The sequence below is a fragment of the Singulisphaera acidiphila DSM 18658 genome (assembly GCF_000242455.2).
GTDB classification, from domain to species: domain Bacteria; phylum Planctomycetota; class Planctomycetia; order Isosphaerales; family Isosphaeraceae; genus Singulisphaera; species Singulisphaera acidiphila.
Window position 1 is genome coordinate 1834554 of the sequence record NC_019892.1, and the last position, 19588, is coordinate 1854141.

The 19588-nt window shown below is 62.3% G+C and carries 15 protein-coding genes; 11 read left to right on the top strand and 4 right to left on the bottom strand.

Annotation, left to right across the window (positions count from 1 at the left end; all coding sequences use genetic code 11):
• Positions 1–341: 341 nt before the first annotated feature.
• Together SINAC_RS07135 and SINAC_RS07140 are read left to right on the top strand one after the other, a co-directional pair.
• Positions 342–1703 (top strand): acyltransferase family protein, encoded by a 1362-nt coding sequence (locus tag SINAC_RS07135; protein ID WP_015245010.1) that lies wholly within the window; start codon positions 342–344, stop codon positions 1701–1703.
• Between the two features lie 386 nt (positions 1704–2089).
• Positions 2090–5290, top strand: a complete 3201-nt coding sequence (locus SINAC_RS07140; protein WP_015245011.1) for an amidohydrolase family protein — start codon at positions 2090–2092, stop codon at positions 5288–5290.
• Between the two features lie 104 nt (positions 5291–5394).
• On the opposite strand, the gene SINAC_RS07145 is transcribed toward SINAC_RS07140, so the two are convergent.
• Positions 5395–6285 (bottom strand): ThuA domain-containing protein, encoded by an 891-nt coding sequence (locus SINAC_RS07145; RefSeq protein WP_015245012.1) that lies wholly within the window; start codon positions 6283–6285, stop codon positions 5395–5397.
• Positions 6286–6551: 266 nt separating this feature from the next.
• Between SINAC_RS07145 and SINAC_RS07150 the strand changes: the two genes are divergently transcribed.
• The 3 genes from SINAC_RS07150 (at position 6552) to SINAC_RS07160 (ending at position 9802) form a co-directional block, all read left to right on the top strand.
• Complete coding sequence (locus SINAC_RS07150) at positions 6552–7943, top strand: IS701 family transposase (RefSeq protein ID WP_015243925.1); 1392 nt, start codon at positions 6552–6554, stop codon at positions 7941–7943.
• Between the two features lie 349 nt (positions 7944–8292).
• Entirely contained in the window at positions 8293–9003 is a 711-nt protein-coding gene (locus tag SINAC_RS07155; protein WP_020465756.1) for a peroxiredoxin family protein, read from the top strand.
• Positions 9004–9106: 103 nt separating this feature from the next.
• On the top strand, positions 9107–9802 hold the full coding sequence (locus SINAC_RS07160; RefSeq protein ID WP_015245014.1) for a hypothetical protein: 696 nt from the start codon (positions 9107–9109) through the stop codon (positions 9800–9802).
• Between the two features lie 126 nt (positions 9803–9928).
• On the opposite strand, the gene SINAC_RS07165 is transcribed toward SINAC_RS07160, so the two are convergent.
• Complete coding sequence (locus tag SINAC_RS07165) at positions 9929–11353, bottom strand: IS1380 family transposase (RefSeq protein ID WP_015244773.1); 1425 nt, start codon at positions 11351–11353, stop codon at positions 9929–9931.
• A 119-nt stretch (positions 11354–11472) separates the two neighbouring features.
• On the opposite strand from SINAC_RS07165, the gene SINAC_RS07170 reads away from it, so the two are divergent.
• The 5 genes from SINAC_RS07170 (at position 11473) to SINAC_RS07190 (ending at position 16627) form a co-directional block, all read left to right on the top strand.
• Complete coding sequence (locus SINAC_RS07170) at positions 11473–12498, top strand: hypothetical protein (RefSeq protein WP_015245015.1); 1026 nt, start codon at positions 11473–11475, stop codon at positions 12496–12498.
• A gap of 283 nt (positions 12499–12781) precedes the next feature.
• Entirely contained in the window at positions 12782–14017 is a 1236-nt protein-coding gene (locus tag SINAC_RS07175) for an ABC transporter permease (RefSeq protein ID WP_015245016.1), read from the top strand.
• Positions 14017–15465, top strand: coding sequence for an ABC transporter ATP-binding protein (locus tag SINAC_RS07180; protein WP_015245017.1), 1449 nt, complete (start codon positions 14017–14019; stop codon positions 15463–15465). Before SINAC_RS07175 ends, SINAC_RS07180 begins: the two co-directional genes overlap by 1 nt.
• 440 nt (positions 15466–15905) lie before the next feature.
• Entirely contained in the window at positions 15906–16274 is a 369-nt protein-coding gene (locus tag SINAC_RS07185) for a hypothetical protein (RefSeq protein ID WP_015245018.1), read from the top strand.
• Positions 16271–16627: a hypothetical protein gene (locus tag SINAC_RS07190; RefSeq protein ID WP_015245019.1), complete on the top strand. Its 357-nt coding sequence runs from the start codon at positions 16271–16273 to the stop codon at positions 16625–16627. The genes SINAC_RS07185 and SINAC_RS07190 overlap by 4 nt, the downstream gene beginning before the upstream one ends.
• Before the next feature lie 144 nt (positions 16628–16771).
• Here SINAC_RS07190 and SINAC_RS07195 read toward each other — a convergent pair whose 3' ends face one another.
• Positions 16772–17554 carry a polyprenol monophosphomannose synthase gene (locus tag SINAC_RS07195; RefSeq protein WP_015245020.1) on the bottom strand — a complete coding sequence of 261 codons (783 nt, stop codon included), beginning with the start codon at positions 17552–17554 and terminating at the stop codon, positions 16772–16774.
• A 181-nt stretch (positions 17555–17735) separates the two neighbouring features.
• On the opposite strand from SINAC_RS07195, the gene SINAC_RS07200 reads away from it, so the two are divergent.
• Positions 17736–17915, top strand: coding sequence for a hypothetical protein (locus SINAC_RS07200; RefSeq protein ID WP_015245021.1), 180 nt, complete (start codon positions 17736–17738; stop codon positions 17913–17915).
• Between the two features lie 269 nt (positions 17916–18184).
• On the opposite strand, the gene SINAC_RS07205 is transcribed toward SINAC_RS07200, so the two are convergent.
• Entirely contained in the window at positions 18185–19441 is a 1257-nt protein-coding gene (locus SINAC_RS07205; RefSeq protein ID WP_237722450.1) for an ExeA family protein, read from the bottom strand.
• Positions 19442–19588 lie beyond the last annotated feature (147 nt).

Below are 19588 nucleotides of genomic sequence, written 5' to 3' on the forward strand. Positions count from 1 at the left end.
CCCTGGCTCCCGTGCCCCGGGTGGTCGATCGCTCAGCATAATCAGCATTCCTGATGCAAACGAAGCGGCCCCGGACAGACTTGTCCGGGGCCGCTTCATGCGCTTCGAAGGCCCAAGGATTTCGGAGTGAGGCGTTGACCCCGCACGCCTTGATTCGGGTCTGTAGCCTTGAGTCCGTCAGCCCTTACAGACGGCCCAATCGAGCCGCCGGAAGTCCTGGAAAACTCCAGGGATCGCTCCTCGCCGGACGATCTTTGGTGGGGGACCTGCACACCCTTCGTCAGTGCCTTCCGGTACCGAGAATCTTCAGTCAGATCTAGCCCTTTACGGGTCAAACAAATATGGCCACGAATTATATCAAAGGCCGGCACGAGCGAACACGAAGCAGGTCACGCCCCTCGCCGGCTCAGGCCGTTGTCGGCGATCCGTTCTCGGATGCCCGCAAGCCACGCTATCACGCCTTCGACGCCTTGCGCGGGATGGCGATGTTCCTGGTCGTCGGACTGCACGCGGCGCTTGGGTACGTCGCGCAGGAGATTCCGGGGGTGCTCTGGTGTGTCCGTGATAAGCCCACCTCACCGGTCGTCGACTGGTTCTGCTGGTGGTCGATGGGGGTTTCCAACCCGCTTTACTTTACGATCGCCGGATTCTTCGCTGCGCTCTTATACGAGACGCGCGGGTTGCGAAAATATCTCGAGAACCGGGGGCGGAGGATCGCCGTCCCGTTCCTGGTTGCGGTCCCGACTGTGCTCCCGGCCTGTCTGCTTGCCTGGATCTACGGTTGGCTCCTTTCCGGGCGTTGTACCTGGCGGCAGGCCATCAAGCTGCGATTCCGCGACCCTGTGATTCAGGCAGAGCAGTTCGGCACGGCCCATCTCTGGTTCCTCGAATACCTGATTGTCATGTTGGTGGCATTCGGCCTTTTTCAGTGGTGGCGCGAGCGCCGGAAGACGGGGACAGCAGTCACCGGTCACGGCATCGTGGGTCTGGTCTTGGGATCGCATTGGCGTCCCTTCCTCCTCGCTCTGCCGACGACTGCCCTGCTCTGGCTCAGCCGCCGGCACGTCGGTATCGACGCGGCCTTGGATCGTCACAACTCGTTTCTTCTCAATCCGCTCAAGCTAATGCACCACGCGAGCTTCTTCATGGTCGGGGCGGGGTTGTACCGCTTGAGGGGTCAGCTTGATCGGCTCTCCCGGCCAGCCCCGTGGTATCTCGCGATGTCGGTCCCGGTGTTCGTGGGCCGTGCGTGGCTCCTGAGCCGGGATTGGGTTTCACCTTTGCAGGGTGCCGAGGCCCTGGCCTTGGCCGTGCTGGGGGCGTTGTTTGCCTGGCTGATCGTCTTTGGAGCGATTGGGGCCGCCCACCGTCTGTTCCGCCAGGCGAACCCGACCTTGAGCTATCTCGCCGACAGTTCGTACTGGATTTACCTGGTCCACATGCCGGTCCTCGGCCTGATCCAGGGCGACCTCTTTCTGGTTCCCGGGCATGCCGCCTGGAAAATACCGGTTACCTTGATCGGTACGCTGGCCGTCGGCTTCGGCTCGTATCATTGCCTGGTGCGCTACACAGCGATCGGGACCAGGCTTCATGGCCGGCGGGAGCGTACGGCACCAACTTGGAGTGAGCCGGGCACGGCCTTGCCATTGCTCCATCTCAAACATCGGCAAGTGCGTTCTTCCGATCAGAAGGCAGAACTCTGAGCGGACGGATCCCGGAGGCCGAAGGAACACGTCCTGCTGCCATGGGATGACGAGTCCCCGGGCGTATGCGGCCCAAGCAAGGGGTGGGCCTGGGGCTATGCTTGTGCTGGAATTGTATTGTTTCGTTTCTTGTTAAATTGCTTGTATATTGCTGTTTTGCTGATGCGTGTGTGTTTCTTCGTTTGGCGGCTTCATTGCAGCCCTGGAGGGGCAATCCCCTCTCCGTTTGCCAGGTATGCCAACGACCAAGACGCCCGGAAGTCAAACCGGCGGGTTCGGACCCTGGTTTTTTCCTTCCATCCTGGTCATCATGAACTGCTCAGGGGAGAGCGGCGGATCCAGAGAATCGTGTCGCGATTGCGATGCGATGAGGAAGGAATAGAGACGTGCTCAGGCGATTCGTTCTGTCGGCTTTGATTGGGCTTGCGTTCTCGCAGGCAGGTATCGCTGAGGAGCCGGCTGTCGGCGGGCAGGCCATCGTCGCCGATCTGATCCTCAAGGGGGGGACGCTGATCGACGGGACGGGGTCGCCGGGCCGGTTGGCCGACGTCGCTCTTCGAGGGGACCGGATCGTGGCGGTCGGGGAGTTTCCGACAGCCCCTGGGGTGAAGGTGCTCGACGTGTCGGGGATGGTGGTCGCGCCGGGCTTTATCGACCTGCATTCTCACTCCGACGGAGTGATTCTTGAAGCCCGCAAACGCGGCAACGTGAACTATCAGACGCAAGGGGTGACGACCGTTGTGACCGGCAACTGCGGCGGCGGATCGCTCGACGTCGCCAAGTATCTCGATGCGGTTGACGATCGAGGCACTGGGACGAATGTGATCCACTTGATCCCGCATGGGGCGGTACGGTCATCGGTGATGGGGAAGGTTGACCGGGCCCCGACCGAGCGCGAGCTGGCTCGAATGAAGGGGCTCGTCGAGAAGGGGATGAAGGACGGGGCGTGGGGGATGTCCACCGGCCTGATCTACCTGCCCGGTCGCTATGCGAAAATCCCCGAGCTGGTGGCGCTCTCCAAGGTTGTGGTTGAGCATGGTGGCTTCTATGCGAGCCACATCCGGGACGAAGGGGACGGACTGCTCAAGTCGATCGACGAGGCGCTCGCAATTGGCCGTGACGCCAAGATTCCGGTCCATGTTTCCCACCTCAAGGCGACCGGCAAGTCGAACTGGGGATTGACGGTCGAGGCCTGCAAGCGGATCGCCGAAGCCAGGAAAGCGGGGCAGGCTGTTACGGCCGACCAGTATCCCTATGTGGCGTCGAGCACATCGCTCGCGGCGATGGTCGTCCCCCACTGGGCCCTGCAAGGGAGCACGGACGACTTTATTCAGATCGCGGCCGATCCTGTCCGCGGTAAAAAGCTCCGCGACGAGATCGAGGAGTCGCTCACCAAACGCGACGGCGGGGCCTCCATCCGGATCGCACGCTATGCCCCGAAGCCGACTCGGGTGGGCCGCGATCTTGCGGCCATTGCCCGGGAGGAAGGGACGACCGCGCTGGAGGTCGTCCTGGATGTACAGCGACATGGCGGAGCGCAAGCGATCAGCTTCGGGATGAGCGAGGACGACGTCCGCCAGGTGATGCAAGAAGATTACGTGGCGACCGCCTCTGACGGCTCCACCCACATCCCGACCGGCACGGACAGCCCCCACCCCCGCGCCTATGGCACCTTCCCGCGCAAGATTCGCTACGCGCTCGACGACAACGTGATGAGCCTCGAGAAGGCGGTCCGATCGTGTTCGGGGCTTCCCGCGGAAATTCTCCACCTGCCTGATCGGGGGGTGATCCGCCCCGGCGCGTTCGCGGACGTGGTCGTCTTCGACCCCAAGACGTTTCGCGACGCTGCCACGTTCGACCACCCGACCCGCTACGCGCCTGGCGTGGAGCACCTGTTCGTGAATGGGGTGGCCGTCATTGCGCAAGGGAAGCCGAACAAGAAGCTTCCAGGCCGGGCTCTCCGCCTGACCAAGGACGGTCCCGCCGACCTCATCCTTAAGCTCGGCCGAATCTGGACCGGCGATCAAGACCGTCCCTGGGCGCAAGCCCTGGCCGCTCGTAACGGCGTGGTCGTCGCTGTCGGGACCGCTGAAGAGGTGCTCGCCTTCCGCGGCCCGAAGACGCAAGTCGTCGATCGGCCGGGCGCGTTCGCGACTCCTGGGTTGATCGACTCGCATGCTCATCTCTGCGACCTCGGTGCGAGCCGCGAGGAGCTTGACCTTCGTGGTGTCGACTCCCTTGAGGAAGTGACGCGACGCGTAAAAGCCTGGATCGATACACATCCGGGCGACTCCTGGGTGGTTGGGCAGAACTGGGACCAGAGCCTTTGGCCGGGGGGGAATTTTCCTACGGCCAAGGCGCTCGACGCAGTCGCGCCGGATCGTCCCGTCTGGCTGACCCGGGTCGACGGTCACGCGGGTTGGGCGAACTCCGAAGCGATGCGCCGGGGGAAGGTGAATCGCGATTCCGAAGCCCCGTCTGACGGGCAGATCATTCGCGACGCGAACGGGGATCCCACCGGTGTCTTCATCGACGGCGCCATGGGGCTTGTTTCGCGGCATCGACCGGGTGAGTCGAAAGCGGATCTCGCCCGTCGGATTCTGAGCGGGCAGGAGCTCGTTTTTCAGGCGGGGCTGACGGGCATCCATGACGCGGGAGTCTCGTTGCCGATGGCCGAGGCCTATCGCGATCTCGACCGGGCGGGCAAACTCAAGCTTCGCGTCTATGGCATGGCCTTGGTTCCCGACCGGCAGCTCGTTGAGTTTGCCAGCCATCCGCCGATTGCCGCCGGTTCCAAGGCCCGGTTCGTGTTGCGCGCGATCAAGATCTTTATTGATGGTGCGATGGGATCGCGGGGGGGGCTGCTTGGCGAGGACTACAGTGATGATCCCGGCAACAAGGGCCTGCTTTTGATCGAGCCGAAGCTCCTCGAAGCAGCGGCCGAGCAGGGTCTTCACCATGGCTGGCAGATCGCTACGCACGCGATCGGGGATCGCGGCAACGCGCTTGTACTCGACGCCTATCAGCAAGCACGCGAGGCGGTGCCGGCCGCCAAGGACCCGCGACTTCGGATCGAGCATGCCCAGGTTGTTCGGAAGTCGGACGTGGCTCGGTTCGCCTCGCTTGGGGTCATTGCCTCGATGCAGCCTTCCCACGCGATCGACGACATGCGCTGGGCCGACGCGCGGCTCGGCCTGGAACGAGCTCAGGGCGCCTATGCCTGGCGCTGGTTTCTCGATGGAGGCGTGCCTCTCGCCTTCGGGAGCGATTTTCCGGTCGAGGTCGTCAACCCGTTCTACGGGATCTACGCCGCGCTGACGCGGCAGGACGCGAAGGGGCAGCCTGCGTCGGGCTGGCATCCCGACCAGAAGATGAGCCTCGAGGAAACCCTTCGCGCCTTCACGGCGGGGTCAGCGCATGCGGCCTTCGACGAGAACCGGCTGGGCGTTTTGAGGGCGGGGATGAGGGCCGACGTGACGGTCGTCGACCGCGACCTGTTTCAGGTCAAGCCGCTCGAACTGCTCGGGGCCAAGGTGCTCATGACCATCGTGGACGGTGAAGTGGTCTACGAGGTGCAGACCCCCTGATCCGTTCGTTCACCGTCTCGGACTCACCCTGCTGAGGAAATCTTCACGTTCCCAAGCCGGCTGCCGGGCGATTTCCGTTCGCCCGGCAGCTTGTGAGCGTGGGCTCAGGAGGGGTGCTTGAGGTAGCCGGGAGTCACCTTGGTGACGTTGGGCTCGACGCTGGCCTCGACTCGGCCGGTCGTCCAGTTCAAGGCGCCGATCAAGAGGCCCTGGTAGAGCGGGTTTTCCCAGACGTCTTCGCGGTGGCCCATCGAAGTGTAGAAGACCCGCCCCTTACCGTGCATGCGGGCCCAGGTCTCGGGGAAGTTCGGTCGGTCGTAGGCCTTGTTGCTCCCCTCGGTCTTCTCCATCGTCCCGGTATCCTGGATGAGGATGACGTGGAGGTCGTCCTGGAAGTTCTTGAGGGCGTACCACTCGTCGAGGATCTCGAACGACGAGCCGAAGGCTTTGACGCCCGGGAATTCGGGGTCGGCCACGACGATTCGCGACTTCTGTTGCGAGCCGTGGACGATGAACTCGCCGCCGATCATCTCGATGTAAGGATCGAGGGGACCTTTTTCCGGACTGTGGAAGGTGTCGGTGGCGCAGTGCATGCCGACGAAGCCCTTGCCCTGGCGGATCGCGTCGAGGAACGCCGCTTTGCCTTCCTTCGACATCGGCGGGCTCTTGTCGTCGCCGGGCACGGTCAGGTCACCCGTCGTCTCGAAGACGAAGCCGTCCCACTGGCCGATCTTGTCGGGCTCGAACTCCCGCCCGTCTTTGGTGGCGTGCACCTCGAAGCCGTGCTCTTTGCCGATCTCGGTGAGGATTCGCTCGGCCAGCGCGAGCTTATCCCCCTTGCGCTGGACCACCGGATGGATGAATCGCGAGCTCTTGGTGAAGAAGAGGATCTTCTTCGGGCTCCCTTGGTCTGCGGCGAAGGCACGGGACAACGATCCCGAACCGAGCAGGCCGGCGCCTGCGGCAAAGAGCATCTGGCGGCGATTCAGGTCCATAATGAGTCTCCCTGATTGGTATTGAGAGCGAATCGAACGATTTCCCAAGCGATCGATCGCGCCACGCCTGGCATCCTAACTCGTGGGCGGGCCGTGATCCTCAGGAAAATCAACTTTCGGTGTGACATCCCCCGCCTGGAGGTGGGGGACTCGCACGAATCGCCAAATCCGGCAATATCTTAGTACTACAGCGCCAAGTTGTAGCGTCTTGATCCGCCGGCCATTGCGAAAGTATGCTTGCCTTCATGGTTTATGGAGGTACGAGCATGGATATCCCACAGATTCGCAAGCTCAAGCCCGCGCTGAAGAAGTTCCTCAAGCGGTTCGATGACTGCTTCCCGCGCAAAGACACGCGGGCCCATCTGCCGGTCTACGTCTCCGGCCAGCTCTCGGATATCCCCGAGAAGAGCGTGGAACCGATTGCCATTAATGCCGGCGTGCCGGTCAGGACCCTGCAGGAGTTCCTCAGCCAGCACTGTTGGGACCAGGACCGGACGCGCGACCGGCTCCAGCACATCGTCCGCGACGAGCACGCCGGTCCCCACGCGATCGGCGTCTTCGATGAGACGAGCGACGTCAAGAAGGGGGACAAGACCCCCGGCGTGCAGCGGCAGTGGTGCGGTTCCGTCGGCAAGAAGGAGAACTGCATCGTCACGGTCCACCTCGCCTACGCTCGTGAGGGCTTTCACTGTCTGCTCGACGGCGAATTGTTTCTGCCGGAATCCTGGTCCCTCGACCGCGCCCGCTGCCGCGAGGCCGGCATCCCCGACGACATGGTGTATCGGCCCAAGTGGACGATCGCCCTGGAACTCTACGACCGCGCCACCGGCAACGGCCTGCACTTCGATTGGATGACTTTCGACGAGGGCTACGGCGGCAAGCCCGAGTTCCTGCGGGGACTTTCGGCCCGTCGCCAGAAGTTCGTCGGCGAGGTGCCGCGGAACTTCATGGGCTGGATCAAGGCACCGCGTGTCGTGACCAGGAAGTACCGTAAGCACGGGCGGGGCCGCGGCCGCAAGACGCCTCGCCTGGCGAGCGGCAGCACACCGGCTCGGCGGGTTGATGCCATGCTCGATCAAGACGGGTTTCGCAACCAGCCCTGGGTCCAGTGGCGAGTCAAGGATGGGCACAAGGGGCCGATGGTCTGGGAAGTCAAGCACCTGCGGTTTTCCCCCGTGGGCGCCGACGGGTTACCGGGCGAGCCGCTGCACCTGGTTGCCGCCCGTGACGTCTTGAACCCGGCGGAGTTGAAGTTCTTCGTCGGCGCCGCCCCCGAGGAGACGTCGGTGCAGGTGCTGTTGCTGGTCGGGTTTTCGCGATGGCGCGTCGAGCGCTGCTTCGAAGACCAGAAGTCCGAGATTGGACTGGATCAGTATGAGGGCCGCCGCTACCAGGGGCTCAAACGCCACCTGATCCTGAGTTGCCTGAGCTACTTGTTCCTATCGCGGATGCGACAGAAGTTCGGGGGGGAAAAATCCGGGTCTGACGGAGTGCCAAGTCCACAGTGCGATGGCGGCGCTGATCCCGTTCTGGTGGTTGGGGCTGAGTCCTCCGCGAAAGCTTCTGGAGCGGACCTCCGAAGAGATCGAGCGGGCGCAGCGTCGAAACGCCGTGGCGCAACGGTGCCACACCAAGCGGACAAGGCGAAAGTTGCATGAGATGGGCATCAAACTTACAGGGTTGCCCCAATGCAAATGGGATACGACTTAGCGCTGTAGTATTAGGGCATCGGCGAGTTCTCGAAAAGTCAGAGTTCGCTGCAACCACTTCCTTCGGTTCAACAACCGCTCAGGGCCAAAACCAGGTGCTCGGGATAAAAAAGTGTTGCGAGGTCCGACCCAAAGTGATTATTGTCCCAAATGTTAATTCTGATAATTCCACCGATCTGATTCGCCATTTTATCGACAGACTCTCTTGTCTGTCACGCGATTTGGGCCACCTGGGACGATCACGATCTTTGGGTGTTGCCTATTCACTCGGGGCTGGCTCAAGAATGAAAATGAACGAATGGCGACTATTCGTGGTCGGATTCAGCGATTGAGGCGGTCGAGCCTGACACCGTGGCTGATCCTGGCCCTCATCGTGGGTGGAACTGCCGGATGGCAGATTCGCCGGTCGCCTTCGCCTGATTGGGGCCGGACGTCGGAGGTTGTACGGCAAACGAGGGGAGAGCTGAGCACGCGTGTTGTGCACTTCGTGTCACCTCGGCAGCTCCTTGCCTCCAACACGATGACCGATCGGAACCTGGCCGACCTCGAGGCCAAGGGCCATGACGGGGGCCAGCGTGGTTGGACGGAGCTCAGCGCGGGCCAAGCCGTGGTATTCGTCTTCGTGAAAGTAGGGTGCCCTTGCAACGTCGAGTTTGAACCGTTCTTCCGCCGCGTCGAGCAGCTCTATCGCGGCAGCGTTCGATTCGCGGCGGTGATCGACGGCACGGTCGAGGAAGCGTTTGAGTATGCTGATGAAATGAAAGTCCCCTATCCCGTCCTGGCCGATCCGGAGTGTACGCTGATCCGCCGTTTCGGGGTTGAGAACGGCGGCTATGTGGTGTTGTTGACCAGGGACGGCACGGTCAATGGCTTCTGGCCCGGCTGTTCCGCTGATGGACTGCGTGATCTCGGCCGGCGAATCGCCCGGCTGGTGATGATCGAAGAGCGCCCGCTCGATATTTCCGGGATGCCCGGCCCCTTGATCACGGGCTGCCCGTTCGCATTGTGAACGGGAGGGGAGGATTCCCTCTTTTGACTTGAGATGGACCTGCATTTCGCACACTCCATCCGCCATTCCGAGGAAGTCTTCCACTTCAAAGGAGGCCGTCAAAGTGTCGACACCTTTTTACAAAAAGCTCTCGCGTCGCCGACTGTTCAAGTATGGGGCCGCCGGCCTGACAGGCCTGGGGGCTTACCGAGGGCTGAGGGCGGTCGGCACCGCCGACGATTCGTCGAAGCTGGAACACGAACCCACGGATATGGGCGGGGTCAAGATCGAACTGCCCCCTTACCTCCTGCTCTCACCCACCAAGTTGGGAGGAGGCACCCACGCCGTCAATCTCCAGACGATGAAACAGGTTGCCTGGATCTCGTACTGGAATTATGGCGATACTTGTCCGATCTCCCACCACCTCTGCGCGTATCCGGCGGACGATGAGAAAGATCCGTTGAACGGCTTCGAGTTCATCAACTCGAGCCAAGGGAGTGAGAATGTGCTGATGTACGGCATTCCCACTCGGATCAAGGAGATGGGACTGCTCGACCCGGTCTATGGACAAGGTAATCAACTCTACCGCGTCCGCTACGACGGCAAGTCCGGCCAGATGGAGTTGATGGAGAACGTGGCCGAGACTACGGGGATCGGGCTGGGTGTTCACACGACTGTGTTCCCCGACGCGAGTGGATTTAGCCTGGATTTCTCACCCTATTCTTTCGGGGTCCGATCGCTCGACGATTTCGACGGCTCGCCCCCGCCACCCGCGGCCTGCGTGGTCTCCCGCTTGCTCATCACGTCGGCGTGGACCTGATCGGACCTCTTCACGCCAACGCGAACCTGGTTCCTCAGGCCCCCGCGCCCAGGCGGGGGCGCACCCCGATCCTCACCCCTCCTCAGGGAGGGGCTTTCCCGCCTCATTTGACTGGGTCTCCTCGTTTCAGCACCTCGGGATCAAGGGCCCCGACCGCGCCAAGTTGGTGTGCACACGCCGAAACACTTCCGCATACGGACAACCGCTCGAGAACTTCACCCACACCTTGCGAACCGTCACCCGCACCAACGCCCCGATCTTCAAGAGCTTCAGACGGATCGTTTGGCACTGCGCCTCGGCCATCGCCGTTCCCGCCAGCCCCAGCCGCCGCAACGCCTCCAGCAACACGTAGGCGATCGAGGAGAAGAACAGCCGGATCTGGTTGGCACGCATCGTGTGGGCACTGGTCCGATCGGCGAACAGATGGAGTTGCTGCTCCTTGATCCGGTTCTCCATCTCACCGCGACCGCAGTAGTCTTGCTCGTACAGCGGCGGCGCCGCTCGTTCCTCGACCGTGAGCGACGTGACCACGAACCGCGGGTTGGCCCCCTTGCCCAGATGCTCGGCCTTGGCCACCACCCGACGTTCTCGGCTCCAGGTCTTCTGCGTTTGATAACGCAACTCGGCGAAGACCCGGGACGGCTGTTTCGTCGCCTCGAATTGCTGGCGTGCTTGGGCCAATTCCGTCGCGATCGCCGCCGTCAGCCGGGTGTTCTTGGCCAGGCCGATCAGGTAATCCACGCCGTTGTCCTCACACCAGCGAAGGATCTCCTCGCGGCAGAACCCGCTGTCGGCGCGGATCAGGATCTTCACCTGAGGCCACGCCTGGCGGATCTGCGAGACGATCCGCTTGAGGGACTTCACCGAGCCGGCGCTGGCATCAATGTCGGAGGGACGCAGCCGGGCACAGAGCAGGTGGTCGCCGCAGAAGATGTAGAGCGGGAGATAGCAGTATCCCTTGTAGTAGCCGTGGAAAAAGCGGCCAAGTTGGCGGCCATGGACCGTGTCGTCGGTGGCGTCGAGGTCCAAAACGATCCGCTCGGGGGGTCGGCTGTGGGCCTGAAGAAAGAGGGTAACGAAGAGCCGTTCGACCTCATGGGTCTGACAGGTGATCTTCTTGTAACGGCTCTGTCCGTCGGCCCCGACAGGGGTCAGTTCCAAGCGGTTGAGGGTACTCTTGCCAGCCAGCGGCTTGCCGCGATCGCGGAGCCGTGGCCGGTCCTGGCCGGTGGGATCGGTCTTGCCGACGACGGTGGCCAGTAACGGATCGCAGCGGAGATCGTCGTGGTCGTTGAGGTCTTCGTAGCCCAAGGCCAGACCATAGACGCGTTGGGCCAGGAGGTGTTCCAGGGGGTGCTCGACGAGGTCAGGATCGCGATGGTCGGTAAAGCAGGCGGCGAACTGGCGGATGATCCCGGTGCGGGCTTCGATCTGACGGAGCAGAAGTGCACCGCCGTCGGAAGAGATGGCGCCCCCGTCAAAATCGGCGAGCACTTGGCGGTGACCGAGGATGGAAAAGTCGAGGTAAGTCGAGTTACACTCTGTAGCCATCGGGCTGCCTTGGTTCGGTGTCAAAAGTGGTTGTCGCAATTCCACCTATGACACGCAAGGCAGCCCGATTCAATCCCTGGTGAGAAATCCAGGTTAGTTGCGCCGATGGCCAGAAGGATGTGGCTGCGTTCTTCAACCGGGCCAAGGGGCCTCTCGAGAAGACCAAGGTCCTCGCCGCGTTCAAGGCCGACTGGGTGCCCAACTCGCCTTACCTGGGCGAGACCTGGATCAAAGGGGGGACGATCCGCCTTCAGCGGCTCACGGCGGGGAAGGAAGAAGGGGGCGGGCTCCACGCTGCGGACGGCTTCTACAACTATCGCGGGACCAAGGGGAATAAGATCAATTACGAGATGGCCCCGATGGCCGAACTCCTGGTCGAACGCGGCCAAATCCCGGGCGATTCCCCCCACACGCTCACCGGGCTTGATTTTGCCCTCCACGATCCGCGCGATCGGTTCTCGATGCTCGGACTGCGGATGTGCGGTGGCTGCATCATCATCGACCGCAAGAATTGGGAACCGGTCTGCTTCGTGAGTGCCGACGAGAAGGGAAAGGACAACTATCCGCTCAAGAAGGTCAGCAGCAATCCGGATACGTGGGAGGTGACACTCGAAGGCATCAGTAATCCGATCCACGAGTCGGGCTTCAATCCCATCGTTGATCCGGCGGTTTTTTGCATGATGAACAACCTCCGGGCCAACAACGTCGCCGTCATGGACGTGAGCGACTCAGACCCTCGCAACTGGAAGCGGCAGACGTACCTCCGCGACAAGGAATGGGTTGGGGAATACCCTTCCCCATTCCACATCGGATTCTCGGTCGACGGCACCAAATGCTTCTTCACCGTGCTTCGACCCAAGCCGATGCGGAGCGACATCTTCGTCGCTGATACGTCCTCATGGAAAATAATCAAAAAATTTAGAAATGTCGGTGTTGATCTGCAGACGTTGGCGGTCTCTCCCTGCGGGAAGTTTGTCTTCGCGATTTTCAGCGGATTCCAGCGTCTGGAGTCGGGCCTCTTCGCGTTCCGGCAGGACACGCTCGAGCCGCTTGGCTATATGCCCAACTTCGGTGGGCATCACGACTGCGTTCTTGTGCCGAAGAATCGGCACGAGTTGAAGTTCAGCCGCGTCTGCCAGGTTTGATCCGCCGGTTTGTGGGTGGCGTGAGGTCCGCTCCTTGGGGGGCGGTCGGAGCACGCTCAGTCCGCGCTGCTTCGGATCGCATTGGCCGACTCGCATCCCCCCTTCCCCTCGGGTTCGAGCGAGGCGGAGGGGAAAGCTCCGTGACGGTTCGCCCTTTCGGCATCTGCTTTTGAACTCGGGACATACACAGCAAATCAGGATATCTCAAAAATAGCGGTCTCCCGTTGTCAACATCGGACCGACGGATTCTTTGGGTTGACCATGATGCTGGGTCGGGAATCTGATGAATATTGCTCCACGTGACGCTCGCCTCTTCTTTCGTCTGGCGATTCAGGGGCTGGGCCATCGTCCCGTGCGGGCGGCTTTGCTGGCCCTGGCGGTCGCGGTGGGGGGGGCCTCGGTCTTTACGGCCACGGTCCTCTGCCGGGCGATCCAAGTTAGCATGGGCACGAGCCTGGATCGCCTTGGTGCCGACCTGATGGTCGTCCCCAAGGCTACGACCGTTAACCTCACCACTGCGCTTCTGACGGTCGAGCCGACTGAAGCGACCATCGATCCTGCCACGATCGCGGCGCTGACCGCGCTTCCCGGAGTCGACGTGGCGGCGCCTCAGCGTTATTTCGGACTCCCCAGCGCCGATTCATCGCATGGTGGCCACGAGGATCTGATCGCATTCGATCCCGTCCGCGACTTCACTGTCCGCCCTTGGCTGATCGACAGCCTGGGGCGACCCTTGCGCCGGAACGACCTGATCGTCGGCGGCCGGCGGCCTGAATCCCTCGGCAGTACGGTCAAGCTTTTCAATCGCGACTTCACCGTCTACGGTCGGCTCGCGCTCACCGGGGTCGGGTCATTCGAACGCGCCTATTTTGCTTCGTTCGAGACGGTCTCTGAGGTAGCCGTGGCGGCTCAAAAGTTTACGGGGCATGAGTTCGCGACGGGCCTCGACACCGATCGAGCCACGGCTCTGCTTGTGCGGCTGAAGGTCGGGGCGACCCCCGAGCAGTTCCGCTTCGCCGCGGCGCGGCGGCCCGAGGTCCAGGTGGTTGCAGGGAATGGGTTGAGCACCTCCGTCCGCCAAGCACTGCTCCTGGTCTTGGGCGGGTCGGTCCTCTTCTCAAGTCTGATCCTGCTGACCATGGCGCTGATGGTCGGTGCCCTCTATACCGGGCTTCTTAACGAGCGGAGACGCGAGTTGGGCTTGCTGCTGGCGGTGGGGATGCGCCCGCTCCAGGTCGTCCGCCTGATCTTGGCCGAGGCCGCGCTGACGACCGGCCTTGGGGGAATCTCGGGTGTGGTTCTTGGGGCCGGGGGCTTAGTTCTTTTTGAACGGTCCATCGGCTACCAATTCCAGCAATATAAGATTCCGTTCGTCTTGCCTGGCCCGGCGGCCTTGATCGTTATGGGGGGCGTCAGCATTGTCCTCTGTTCTGCAGTCGGTGTGGCCGGGGCGGTGTTTCCCGCCTGGTGTGCGGGGCGAGCCGAACCCTATGCGCTGATCCGTGGAGAGGGGACCTGATGCTCGTTTCCGCACGGGGCCTGGGCCGGACGTACTCGACGCTACGTGGACCGATCGTCGCAGTGGAAGGGGTGGACCTGGAGATCGAACCCGGCGAGTTCGTGGTGATCTGCGGGCGATCGGGGTCGGGCAAGTCGACACTCCTCGGAATGGTGGGGGGGCTTTGCCGCCCCTCGGCGGGCTCCGTTTCGATTGGAGGGACGGCCCTCCAATCACTCTCCCCCGCGGCGCTGGCCGACTTCCGCGCACACCACCTGGGATTCATGTTTCAGTTTGCCGGGCTGCTCCCGAATCTCCGGGCGATCGACAATGTGGCCCTCCCCGCCCTTCTCGATGCCTTGGATGAAGGGGAGGCTTACGAACGAGCCCGGGATCTGCTCGGCCAGGTCGGTCTGGCCGAACGCTGGGATGCCTATCCGGGGGAACTCTCCGGGGGGCAGCAACGCCGTGTCGCCGTCGCACGCTCTTTGATCAACCGGCCGGTTCTGCTCCTGGCCGACGAGCCGACCAACGACCTTGACGAAGAGGCCGAGTGGGAAGTGTTCACCCTTTTGCAAGAGCTTCACAGGTCAAACGCGACGACTCTGATCGTCGTGACCCACAACCAGGGGTTGGCAGCTCAGGCCGATCGCGTGGTGACCCTCCGCTCAGGCCGCCTTGTTTCCGACCGGCGTACGGCCCGCGTTCTTGCCGAGGTATCTCACCTTACTTCCGCACTTGGCCTTCCCGAGGTGGACATTGCGACCTCCTCGCCAACCGGCGTCGACGGCCCGTTCGAGGCTGCGCCGGGATCGCTGACCCCGGCGGAGCCGACTCCGCCGGGGGCTGGTTTTGCCAGGTTCCTCTTCGAATTCCTCGGATGGGTTGGCGTGGTCGCTGGTGTGCTCTACGCGTTCGACAGTGTGTCGGGCCGATTCCAGCGGAAGGCGATCGAGCGGAGGGTCACGGAACGGAAAAAGTCTGAGCAACTCGCCATGCAACAGCTTCGCGCCGACGTTCACGACGTCGTCTACCAGCCTGACGGCCGTTACGAGGTTACCGTCTACCTCGAAAACTTCGCACCCGACAAGCCGTTCTTCGTCCTGGGACCCGAACTCCGTGCCTTCGTTCAGATCGACCACGGGTGGCAACCGATCTCGGTGCTTCGGGCGGGGGCCGACACGGACCGCGTACAGGAAGTCCGGGATGGCCGCCGACTCGTCCCCTTTACGTTTCGAATTGATACCGATCGCTACGACGAGCTCATTCCCGGATACTTCCACATCCGCTTCACAAGCGTCATGGTTGTTAGCGAGTCTGCGGAGCCCACCGATGACCTCTTCGAACGAACCGACGACTATTACGTTTACCTGAAGCCCGAGCGGTTGAGCGATGACGACATTCGCGCCCGGAACAAGTGGAAGCCTGGCGCAATCGTCCCCCGCTGGATCCCGATGCCAGCGCATTGATTGCCTGATCCTGCCTCGGGGCAGAAGTAGAGCTGGCCGTGAGGCCAGAACATATCGCTGGTCGACTGAAGGCCGCGCGGGCGAAAAGAGATGGGTTTATCCTTCAGAGTCGAATGGGCTGGGCCTTGATGGTGGGTAGAGGTCCCCGGCGCCGCGCTTACTGCTCTCCTCTGGGCTGAATTCGGAGTGATCCCCCTATTTTTCTCTATTGGATCGTGTGGTTCGGCTCCGATAAAGAACGGATCCCCCTCTCTTCGTTGCACTGAGTTTTTGCTTGCGGACTGAAGAGTTCCGCGGTAACCTGTCCGCTGCTATTCTGATAGACCACAAGGAAGTGTCGACTCTCTCCAGGGAGTTCGACGCGGACAATGCCGGCCGAGACGTGAAGGGCACGGTTCCATCGAACATCCGGCCGCAAAGGTCGGGGAGAGATGATAAGGATGTCACAACTGACGGAAACGCAAGACACCTCGGAACACGCTCAACTCGCCAAGCTCTGCTCCACCATTCGGGGCAAGCTCCAGTTCATGGATTACCTCGTCCGGGCGGCTGTGGCCGACGTCGAGCGTTTCCAGGAGGAACCGGAGGCGGGGACGCGGATCTTCATCCGGCAGTTGATCGAGATGCACTCCTCCAACCTGGCCGTCGAGTGTGAAAACATGCGAATGGTTGGCGAGTTGTGCGGTCAACTCGAGACGATCATCCACAACACCGTGAACTCCTTCGACCATCCTACGGCCGATTCTTTCGACGACCACAAGGCGGGCACTTTGGGCTCGTTTGAAGGTCAGAACGGAGACGGCGCATGAACGAGCTCGTCAACGGGACTGAAGAAAGCACTTACATGCGAGGTCGTGAGTCGATGTCATCGGTCGATCCCTCCTCGAAGACGTCTCCCGCAGGGTCCATTTCCCCCGACCTTTTTCGCTCATTGGCTGACGTCAAGGGACAGGCCCAGTTCCTGCTCTACCTGGCCGACCAGATCGAAGAGTCGTTGGAACAACTCGGCAGCGAGACCGACTCGTGTCATGGAGCCTTCCTCTGCAAGGTTCTTGGTATGTACTCCAGCCAGCTTGAAACCAAGCACCACGGGCTCGGAGACAAGATCGCCGAGACTTGCCAGGAAGTTTATGTGACCGTCCGCGAGTATGACGCCGTCTAGGCGCTGGCCTTTGCCTTCGCTCAGGTCGTCCCCAACGAGCGGCAGAGTTTCAGGATCGTTCTGTTCACGATTTGCAGCCCCACCGGGGCTGCAAAGCCCCCCTTGCCTATCAAAACGCCTGTCGTCCTTCGTCATCTGGCGGCTTCAAGCCGATTGTGATGTCGAAGGTTCGATCCGGGTCTTTCCCAGCGCCCGGTCGACTCCCAGTTGGAGAATGATCCGGAGTGCCTGGATCACTTCACGCTGGTTGATCTTCGAGATCCCTGAGCGGCGGTTCTTGAACAGGATCGGCGTCTCTCCCATTCGGCAGCCGACGACCCGGCACCAGAAGAGGATCTCCTCCTGAAACGAGTAGCCCCGTGACCGGATCCGGTTCAGGTCGATCTGTCTGAGCTTGGAGACCCGGTAGCAGCGGTAGGCGCCGCTGTTGTCTTTCGTTTTGAGGCCGAGCAAGAGCCGGGCGTACCAGTTGATCCCCGTGCTCATGAACTTCCGCTTCAGGTTGAACTCCCCCTCCACCCCTCCCCCTTTGATGTAGCGAGACCCGATCATCACGTCGTGGTCGCGCATGCCGGCCAGGAGGGCCGGGATACATTCGGGAGGGTGACTGCCATCGGCGTCGAGGTTGAGCAAGGCATCGTAATCGTGCTCGATGGCGAACCGCATCGCGTCGAGCATCGCTGAGCCTAATCCGAGCTTGGTCGGCCGGTGAATGATAGAGATCTCGGCCAAGGAGGCTTTGAGCTCCTCGGCAATCGCCCCTGTGCCGTCGGGGGAGTTGTCATCGATGATGAGAATCGCCGCGTGGGGGGCGAACTGACGGATCTCCTGGACCAGCGGGCGGAGGTTCCCCGCCTCGTTGAAGGTGGCCAAGGAGATGAGCAGCCGCTGTGGACCGTCGGTCGGAAGAGTCGGCGAAGTGGACACGGACGGTACATCCCGGAGGATTCGATCGATGGGGCCGCGACACGCGAGTTGTGGCGGCTACTTTTAGCCTACCGAGACGAGTTGCGCCTCGCCAGGTGGTGGGAGCTGTTGAGCCCCGGAATGAGGCGTGGAAGCCTCGTCAGGAAAAAAAAGCAGGTGCCGCCTTTCGGAGGCCCGGCCCGTGCGACCCGAAGGGCACAAGGGACAGAATCGACCGCCGTCGTTGCCCTTCTCGGGAAAGAAGAGCTACTGGGAGCACCAGATCGACTTTCGGCGGCACCTGCTTTTCAGAACGGCGGCGACCCTCGTCACGGTTCAGGCGACGATCGCGGGTCACTATCAACCTTTCGGTCGGATCTGAGTCGTTTCATCACTCGATCCCTCCGCGATGTGGAAAATTTCGCTGAGGGGGAATAGGAGGTTCAGGTTGTCTATTGTGGCGAAGCGTCCGTCGGCTGGAGTGAATCCCGACGGGTGGGCTTCCCTTGCTACGGGAGGCCGCCCGGAACGACTCTCGCCAACGGATTCGCGGCCGGCTCTACAAGCGGAGTTCGCGAACCGAAAGATCAGGGGCCGAAGCCGGCCCCAGCCATCTCGGGAGGGGGGGATGCAGGTCAAGGGGGAACCGCGCTAACTCGGATCTCGCCGCTGCTTCAGGCGGGTAAAGAGCTGGCTGTAGGGAGCGAAGTTCTGCTGGCCTTCCGCCCGGACACCCGGGGACGTGGCCGCAAGTTCCGACGGAGCTTCGGCCAGCTCCTCGTCGTACTCGTCGGCGGGACCGGATCGTTCGTCCGGCGGTTCCGTGGGCTCTACTGCGGTGGCACGTCCCTGGTTCCGCGACCATTCATTCCAGGCCTGAAGCGCGGCGTAGCGATCGTGGATCGCCTCTTCACTCAACGGCGCTGCGTTCTGATGCGTTTCCGACGGCGAGTCCGATTCGTATCCCTCTTCATCGAGGTGGTCCTCCGATTCCGATTCGGGCTCCCAACCGACCTCGATCAGGCCGTCCTCGACCCGGAGCGGTGGCTTACCTTGGCCGAGAACGGGACCATCCCATGATTCGCGCTCCTGCGTCTCGGCCAGGGCGACTGGAGTCGGGGCGGCAGGCTGGCGGGGCTCGTCCGAGGCTTTCGGTAACGCCTCGATCGGCGCGACCTTCGCACGGGAGGGGGGGGCGATTGACCGTTGGAAACGAGCCGAGCCGAGAATTCGCTTCGGGTTGCCCCCGGTCTCACGATGAAGGAATTCGAGGGCCTCGCTCGCCCCGGCAAGGCTCGGAGCGATTCGCTCGACGAGGGCTTGCGTTTCCTCGATATCGAGTGAGCGAAGGTGGGCCCGGGCCGCAATCCTCCCTGCGAGTGCGGCGAGCGCACGCGATGAAAGGCGGCGTGCCAGCGCGGTTTGTCCCACCAGAATCAACCCTGCGAATCCGTCGGAGCCCCCAAGCCGGTTCGAGAGTAGTCGGATCTCTTCGAGGACTTCGAGGGAGAGTCCGTGGGCTTCCTCAATGGCGAGGACCCAGGAGATTCCGTCCACCGCGTTCTCTTTGAGGAAGTCGGCAAGCTCAACCCGGGCTGCGGCGAGCCCCTTGGCTTCGTTGAGCCCCAGGGAATGGCCGATCAGACGATAGAACTCGGCGGGGTCGTTGGCCGGTGAGAGGTCGATGCTGATCGCTCGCCAACTCGTGGGAAGCTCGGCCTGGATTCGGCCGCGAAGCCAGGTCTTTCCCACCCCGGCATCACCCGTTACGAGGACCAGCCCTGATTGCGATCGCAAGGCGGGCACGAGGGCGTTCAGGGCGGCAACTCGGCTTGGCAGGGTGAACCCGGCAGGCACGTCACCAACCCGGCCACTCTGTTCCCACGGCTTCGCCCAATCGTGATCCATCGTGATCCCCTTCCCGATCGTGGTCATCGGCCTGGACCGACGCTCCACAACCTCATCCTCGAGGGCCGTCCTGCCCCCCCGCGATCGGTCCGTACAAACGAACCTTCGCAGGTCGCTCCCTCTCCATCGAGTATCGGTGATGCCCTC